At 74.9% G+C, this 6,273-nt stretch carries 8 protein-coding genes; 6 read left to right on the forward strand and 2 right to left on the reverse strand.

Annotated elements, in window-relative coordinates:
• Window positions 1-271 (reverse strand): hypothetical protein (locus NBZ85_RS26095; protein WP_261562787.1); only part of this gene is annotated, 271 nt, incomplete at its 3' end.
• Between the two features lie 161 nt (window positions 272-432).
• On the opposite strand from NBZ85_RS26095, the gene NBZ85_RS26100 reads away from it, so the two are divergent.
• The 3 genes from NBZ85_RS26100 to NBZ85_RS26110 all read left to right on the forward strand — a co-directional run bounded on the left by NBZ85_RS26100 (window position 433) and on the right by NBZ85_RS26110 (window position 3,353).
• Entirely contained in the window at window positions 433-1,353 is a 921-nt protein-coding gene (locus NBZ85_RS26100) for a Nif3-like dinuclear metal center hexameric protein (protein WP_261557882.1), read from the forward strand.
• An 82-nt stretch (window positions 1,354-1,435) separates the two neighbouring features.
• Window positions 1,436-2,179 (forward strand): zinc ribbon domain-containing protein, encoded by a 744-nt coding sequence (locus NBZ85_RS26105; protein WP_261557885.1) that lies wholly within the window; start codon window positions 1,436-1,438, stop codon window positions 2,177-2,179.
• 37 nt (window positions 2,180-2,216) lie between these two features.
• Entirely contained in the window at window positions 2,217-3,353 is a 1,137-nt protein-coding gene (locus tag NBZ85_RS26110; protein WP_261557886.1) for a bifunctional RNase H/acid phosphatase, read from the forward strand.
• A gap of 120 nt (window positions 3,354-3,473) precedes the next feature.
• On the opposite strand, the gene NBZ85_RS26115 is transcribed toward NBZ85_RS26110, so the two are convergent.
• Window positions 3,474-4,040 carry a DUF2306 domain-containing protein gene (locus tag NBZ85_RS26115; RefSeq protein ID WP_261562788.1) on the reverse strand — a complete coding sequence of 189 codons (567 nt, stop codon included), beginning with the start codon at window positions 4,038-4,040 and terminating at the stop codon, window positions 3,474-3,476.
• 1 nt (window position 4,041) lies between these two features.
• Here NBZ85_RS26115 and NBZ85_RS26120 point away from each other — a divergent pair, with 1 nt between their 5' ends.
• The 3 genes from NBZ85_RS26120 to NBZ85_RS34130 form a co-directional block, all read left to right on the forward strand.
• Entirely contained in the window at window positions 4,042-4,866 is an 825-nt protein-coding gene (locus NBZ85_RS26120; protein WP_261557889.1) for a sensor histidine kinase, read from the forward strand.
• Complete coding sequence (locus NBZ85_RS34125) at window positions 4,863-5,018, forward strand: response regulator transcription factor (RefSeq protein ID WP_308205223.1); 156 nt, start codon at window positions 4,863-4,865, stop codon at window positions 5,016-5,018. Before NBZ85_RS26120 ends, NBZ85_RS34125 begins: the two co-directional genes overlap by 4 nt.
• Before the next feature lie 11 nt (window positions 5,019-5,029).
• A partial coding sequence (locus tag NBZ85_RS34130) for a LuxR C-terminal-related transcriptional regulator (protein WP_308205224.1) occupies window positions 5,030-6,273 on the forward strand: 1,244 nt, incomplete at its 3' end.

A 6,273-nucleotide genomic window follows, 5' to 3' on the forward strand; every position in this document is an offset into this window, starting at 1 on the left:
GCTCGGGTGGGAAGGGGTTCTGCCCGGGGGAAACGTCCGACCAGGCGGAGCCGACGGCCGACCGGTCCGGCGCACCCATCGACGGACCGCCCAGCGCAGCGCCGCCGGTCACGGGACCATGCGGCCCGGAGCCACCCGCCGGGGGCGCTGACATCGCGTCGGCGACCTTGCGCATGATTGCCTCGACGAGGCGGACGGCCTGGGGGGTCGAGAGGTTCAGCACAATTTCTGAATCCCCCGCAACCTGGAATCGCACCGAAACGTCCGCCATGACGAGTTCCCTTTCCTCGCGGCTCGCCACCCCTGCACAGGGTGCGTTGCCAGGGGTGACGTTACGGGGCGAAGGGTGCGTCGCGTGCGGGACCTCGGCACGTCGGCCGGCACCGTGACCGGCTGGCAGACGACCGCGACCGTACGGGTAGGGTCACCGTGATGAGCACCAGGTTGGCGACGGTCGGTGACTGCGTGGCCGTGTTGGAGCAGGCGTATCCGCCGGCCTGGGCGCAGTCGTGGGATGCGGTGGGGCTGGCCGTCGGCGACCCCGAGGCCCCCGTCTCCGCGGTGCTGTTCGCCGTCGATCCCACCGTCGAGGTGGCCGTCGAGGCGGCGGGCGGTGCCCAGCTGCTCGTCACCCACCACCCCCTGTTCCTGCGCGGGACCCACGGGGTGGCCGAGACCGGACCGGGCGGGCGGGTCGTCGCCACCCTGATCCGCGCCGGGGTCGCGCTGTACACGGCGCACACCAACGCCGACGTCGCGGACCCGGGCGTCAGCGATGCGCTGGCCGCGGCAATCGGGCTGCGCCGGGTCGGCCCGTTGGACCAGGACCAGGCGCAGGCGGAGGAGCAGGCGCAGGCGGAGAACCCGGCGCAGGCGGGCGGCACCGCGAGACCACCAGCCGGGGACGCGGCGGTGCCGGCCCCGGCGGTGTGCCGGGGGCTGGGGCGCATCGGTGAGCTGCCCGAGCCCGAGCCGCTGGACCGTTTCTGTGCCCGCGTCGCCCGGGCGCTGCCCGCGACGGCCGGCGGGGTGCGCGCGACCGGGGCCGCCGACCAGCTCGTGCGTCGGGTCGCGGTGTGCGGCGGCTCGGGCGGGGAACTGGCCGGCGCGGCGCGGGCTGCGGGCGCCGATGTCCTGGTCACCGCGGACGGACGGCATCACCATGTGCTCGACGCGGTGGGGGAGCATCCGATCGCCATCGTCGACGTCGCCCACTGGGCGAGCGAGTGGCCGTGGCTCGCGCAGGCCACCGCGCGTCTGGAGGCCGGGCTGCGGACCCGGGGACGTACGGTGAGTGCATCGGTGTCCGCTATCGTGACCGATCCCTGGCGGTTGCACATTCCGTCCCGGTAGTCGGCGCCCCAGGCGCGGATGCCCGGCTCGTCGGGTCGAGTTCGCAGCCGACGCCGATGAAGGACACACCGGTGAGGAGTTCATGAAGGCCGACCCAGCAATCCAGCTTCGCCTGCTCGACCTGCAGGCCCTCGACGCCGGCCTCGACCGGCTGGCCGCCCGTCGGCGTGGGCTGCCCGAGTTCGCCGTCATCACCGAACGCACCGCGGCCCTGGGCACCCTCGACGACGAGGTCGTCGGAGTGCGCACCGAGCTGGGGGACGTCACCCGCGCCCAGCGCAAGCTGGAAAACGAGATCGAGCTCGTCCGGACCCGCTCGGCCCGCGATGCGCAGCGGCTGGAGTCCGGAGCGGTGACGAACTCCCGCGAGTTGGAGAACCTTCAGGCGGAGCTCGCCTCCCTGGCCCGCCGCCAGGGTGTCCTCGAAGACGACGCCCTGGAGAAGATGGAGGCCGTCGAGGGCCTGGAGGGGCAGCTCGCGGCCCTCGCCCAGCGCCGCGCCGACCTGCAGGCCGAGGTCGACACCGCGACCACCGCCCGCGACAAGACATGCGCCGAGATCGACGCCGAGTCCGCCCGGCTGCGCCAGGACCGGGCGGCCCTCGCCCCGCAGCTGCCCGAGGCGCTGGTGGCGCTGTACGAGCGGATCCGGGCCTCCTCCAGCGGGGTTGGTGCCGCGCCGCTGCTGCGCCGGCGCTGCCAGGGCTGCCATCTGGAACTCTCCGGGGGCGACCTGCGAGCAGTCGCCGCGGCTCCCGTCGACGAGGTCGTGCGGTGCGAGGAATGTCGGCGCATCCTGGTCCGTACCCCCGAGTCGGGGCTGTAGCAAGGTCGGGGCTGTAGCAAGGTCGAGGGGAGATCCGATGAGCACCGTGCGCAGGCTGGTCGTCGAGGCCGACGGCGGATCCCGGGGTAATCCGGGCCCGGCCGGCTACGGCGCCCTGGTCCGGGACGCCGCGGACGGGACGGTGCTCGCCGAGCGTGCCGCTTCGATCGGCCATGCCACGAACAACGTCGCCGAGTACTCGGGCCTCATCGCCGGGCTGCGGGCCGCCGCCGAGATCGCCCCGGACGCCGAGGTGGAGGCCCGGATGGACTCCAAGCTCGTCGTCGAGCAGATGAGCGGCCGCTGGAAGATCAAGCATCCGTCGATGCGTCCCCTGGCCGACGAGGCGGCCGCGATCGCCCGCACCCTGCGCTCCGTGCGCTACCAGTGGGTGCCCCGCGCCCGCAACGCCGACGCCGACCGCCTCGCCAACGAGGCGATGGACGCCGCCGCGGCCGGGCGCAGCTGGGAACCGTCGGTCCCGCAGTCGCCGGACCCGGCGCCGCACCGCGCCCCCACCACCAATCGGCTCTCCGGCTGGATGGCCCCGCCCGCGCCGCCGACGACGACCGTGCTGCTGCGACACGGCCAGACGCCGCTGTCGGTCGACAAGCGGTTCAGCGGGACGGTGGAGGCCTCGCTGACCGACCTGGGGATGAGCCAGGCCGCCGCGGTCGCCGACCGGCTGCGCGACGAGCCGTTCGACCTGATCGTCAGCTCGCCGCTCAAGCGGGCCCGGCAGACCGCCGAGGCGCTGGGCCGCGACTACGTCGTCGACGACGACCTGCGGGAGACCAGCTTCGGCGCCTGGGAGGGGATGACCTTCGGCGAGGTGCGCGAACGATTCCCCGACGAGCTCAACGCCTGGCTCGCGGACCCGAACGTGCCGCCGCCCGGCGGGGAGAGCCTGATCTCCACGGTGACCCGGGTGGCCCGGGCCCGCGACCGGCTGCTCGTCGAGCAGCCCGGCAAGCGGGTCCTCGTCGTCTCGCACGTCACGCCGATCAAGGGCCTCACCCAGCTCGCGCTGGCTGCCGAGCCGACCGTCCTGTACCGCCTGCACCTGGACCTGGTCTCGCTGACCACGATCGACTGGTACTCCGACGGCCCCGCCGTCCTGCGCGGCTTCAACGACACCCACCACGTCACCAGGCAGACCACCTACGGCGAGTAGGTCCGCGCGCACGGATCGGGCTGGAGCCGATTGCGCCCGGGGTGGAGCCGGTTGCGGTGCGCTCTGCACGGTCCGAACCCTGCAGACCGGGCGCATCGCACCGCATTCCGCAGCTGGTTGCTACTGGGCGCGGATCGCGGCCGCCGCGGCGTCGACCTGTTCCGGCGTCGGCGCCTCGTAGGCGAAGTTTCGCCCGCGAAGATAGCGGTCGAGGAGCCACTGGGCGACGAGCAGGTTGGGGACCCAGCAGAGGAACGGGACGACGTGGTAGGCGCGGTCGAAGGCGACCTCCGAGTCGGTGCCCATCCCGATCTGCGCGGCGCTCATGACGAACATCCACAGCCGTAGTGTCACCGCGGCGTGGGTCAGCGCGAAGGTGCGGATCGCCCACCGGCGGTGCGCCAGGACGTCACGGCGGCGGATCTTCCGCACCGCCGTGACGGCGAAGCTCGCCCAGAGCACCGCCAGCAGGCCGAAGCCGGCCGTCCCGATCGGACCGGCGAGGTTGACGGTGGACAGCACGGCGCCCGCCGTGCCCGCGACGCAGATCGCCGCCACGATGATCCGGCCGGCGACCCGGTGCAGCCGGGGGACGCGGGCCCGGACCCGGGCCGAGAGCTGCAGCGGCGAGAGCAGCAGGGCGACGGCGCCGAACGCGATGTGCAGGTAGAGGAAGACCTGTAGCACGGTGGACCGGTCCACCGGCGCCGCCCGGTGGCCGCCATGGATCGCGCTGTTCAGTTGCTTCGCGCTCGGTGGCCTCGCGGTGCGACTGGCCGGCTCGGCGATCTGCGTTGCCGCCGTCACCGGCTACGTCCTGCTGGATCACGGTCCGACGGTGATGACGGACCTGGCCGGAGTGATCATGTGCTTTCTGATCGCGACGATCGGTGGGGACGCCGCCCGCAGCCGGCGGGAATGCGCCGCCGCAGGCAGGCCAGCACCCTGGGGGGAGGCCCGGGAACACGCGCTCGCCGCCGAACGCGTGCTGCTGACCGAGCGCGCCCGACTGGCCGGAGAGCTGCACGACGCGCTCGGGCACACCGTCAACGTCATGGTGTTGCAGGCCGGGGTCGCGCGGCGGGTGTTCGAGGACAATCCGGGTTTCGCCCGGCAGGCGCTGGTGGACATCGAGACCGCCGGGCGCGACGCCCTCGGCGAGCTGGATCGGCTGCTGCGGATACTGAACCCGCGGGAGTCGGACGTCGGGCGGTCGCCCGACCTGGGTTACCTGGCCGCGCTCGTCGAGCGGATCCGGGCGACGGGTCGGGAGGCGGACCTGGCCGTCGAGCCCGTCGCTCGGATCCGGGTCCGGATCACCCCCGCCGCGGATCTGGTCCGGATCGAGGTGTTCAACGGGGGCGTCGGGTTCGCCGCGCCCGCGGCGGGGCGGGGCCTGGTCGGCATGCGGGAACGGGCCCGGCTGGAGGGTGGCTCGTTCGACGCCGGTCCGGTGGGCGGCGGCTTCCGGGTCCTGGCCACGCTGCCCGCCCTGTCGGACGGCGTCGCATGATCACCGTGCTGCTCGCGGACGACGACGGTCTGGTGCGCAGCGGCCTGCGGGCGCTGCTGGACGCCGAGCCGGGCATCACCGTCGCCGGTGAGGCGGCCACCGGCGACGAGGCGGTGCGGGAGGCCGCCGACACCGGCCGGACGTCGTCCTGATGGACGTGCGGATGCCGCGCCGGGACGGCGTCTGGGCCCCCCGCCAGATCGCCGGCTGGCCGCCGCCCCGACCGCGGGTGCTCGTCCTGACCACGTTCGATCTCGATCAGGTGGTGGAGGACGCGCTGACGGCCGGGGCCGACGGGTTCCTGCTCAAGCGGGCCACACCGGAGCAGTTGATCGAGGGCATCCGGACCGTGGCCGGCGGCGACGCGTTGGTGGCACCCGCGGTGACCCGCCGCCTGCTGGCCGTCCTGGCCCGCCGGCGGGCCCCGCAGCGGGAGCTGCTCGCCCACGCCGAGCAGCTCACCGAGCGGGCGACGCAGGTGCTGCGGGCGCTGGCCGCGGGTCGGTCGAACGCCGAGATCGCGGCCGAGTTGACCGTGTCCGCGGAGACGGTGCGCTCCCACCTCAAGCGGGTGCTGAGCAAGCTCGGCGTCCGGGACCGCACCCAGGCGGTGGTGGGCCTACCGCAGCGGCTTCGTCGACACCGCGGACCCGGACTAGCCGCGGGAGTGGCGCCCGCCGCCGGCCACGCGACCGCCGGGCCCGGACCGCTGCAAGCGAGGCGCCTTCCCGAGCTGGTCACCCGCCTGTCCGCTGGCGGCGCGCTCGGGCTGTCCGAAGACGATCGGGGCGCACCGGCCATCGGTGCCGAGCAACGAGAGGACTCGCAGTATGTCGGGCACGGAGCAGGCGCTCGCCGTGTCGACCCGGCCGGACGGGTCCCGCGGCGGGGCGGTGCTCGGGCGCGTGCCGGCGGGCCGCGGTCTCGGCGCAGGCACGACGCGGGCGGCGGCCGGAGCGGCGGCCGCGGCGGGCTGCGGCCCGGCGGGCAGGGGCCGCGTGGCTGTCGCGCCGACCAGGGAGACCGACGCCGGGCTCGGCGCGGCGGGGCCGGCCGCGGTCGCGGTTGTGGTTGTTGCCGCGGGGTGCGCGGCAGCGCCGGTGGGGGAGGGCGACGTGCTGGCGGTGGACCGGGTCGTCTCCCCCGGCGCCGCCACGAGGACGGCGGTGATCGCGCCCGCCGCGGCGAGGACCGTCGCCGTCGCGGCGATCCCGCGGCGATGCGCCGGTCGCAGCGCGGGAAACAGGGCGAAGACGGGGGCGACGAGGGCGGGCCGGCGGCCGCGGCCCATCGGCGACCAGACGCCGGCGGACGACGGGTGCGCCTGCGTGCCGTCGGGGCTGGGCGCGGTGTCCAGCGGCGGCAGGACGGGCCTGGTCGCCGCAGCCGTCGCCCCGGAGGCCGCCG

Origin of the sequence: Frankia tisae, assembly GCF_025403405.1 — a bacterium.
GTDB lineage: Bacteria > Actinomycetota > Actinomycetes > Frankiales > Frankiaceae > Frankia > Frankia tisai.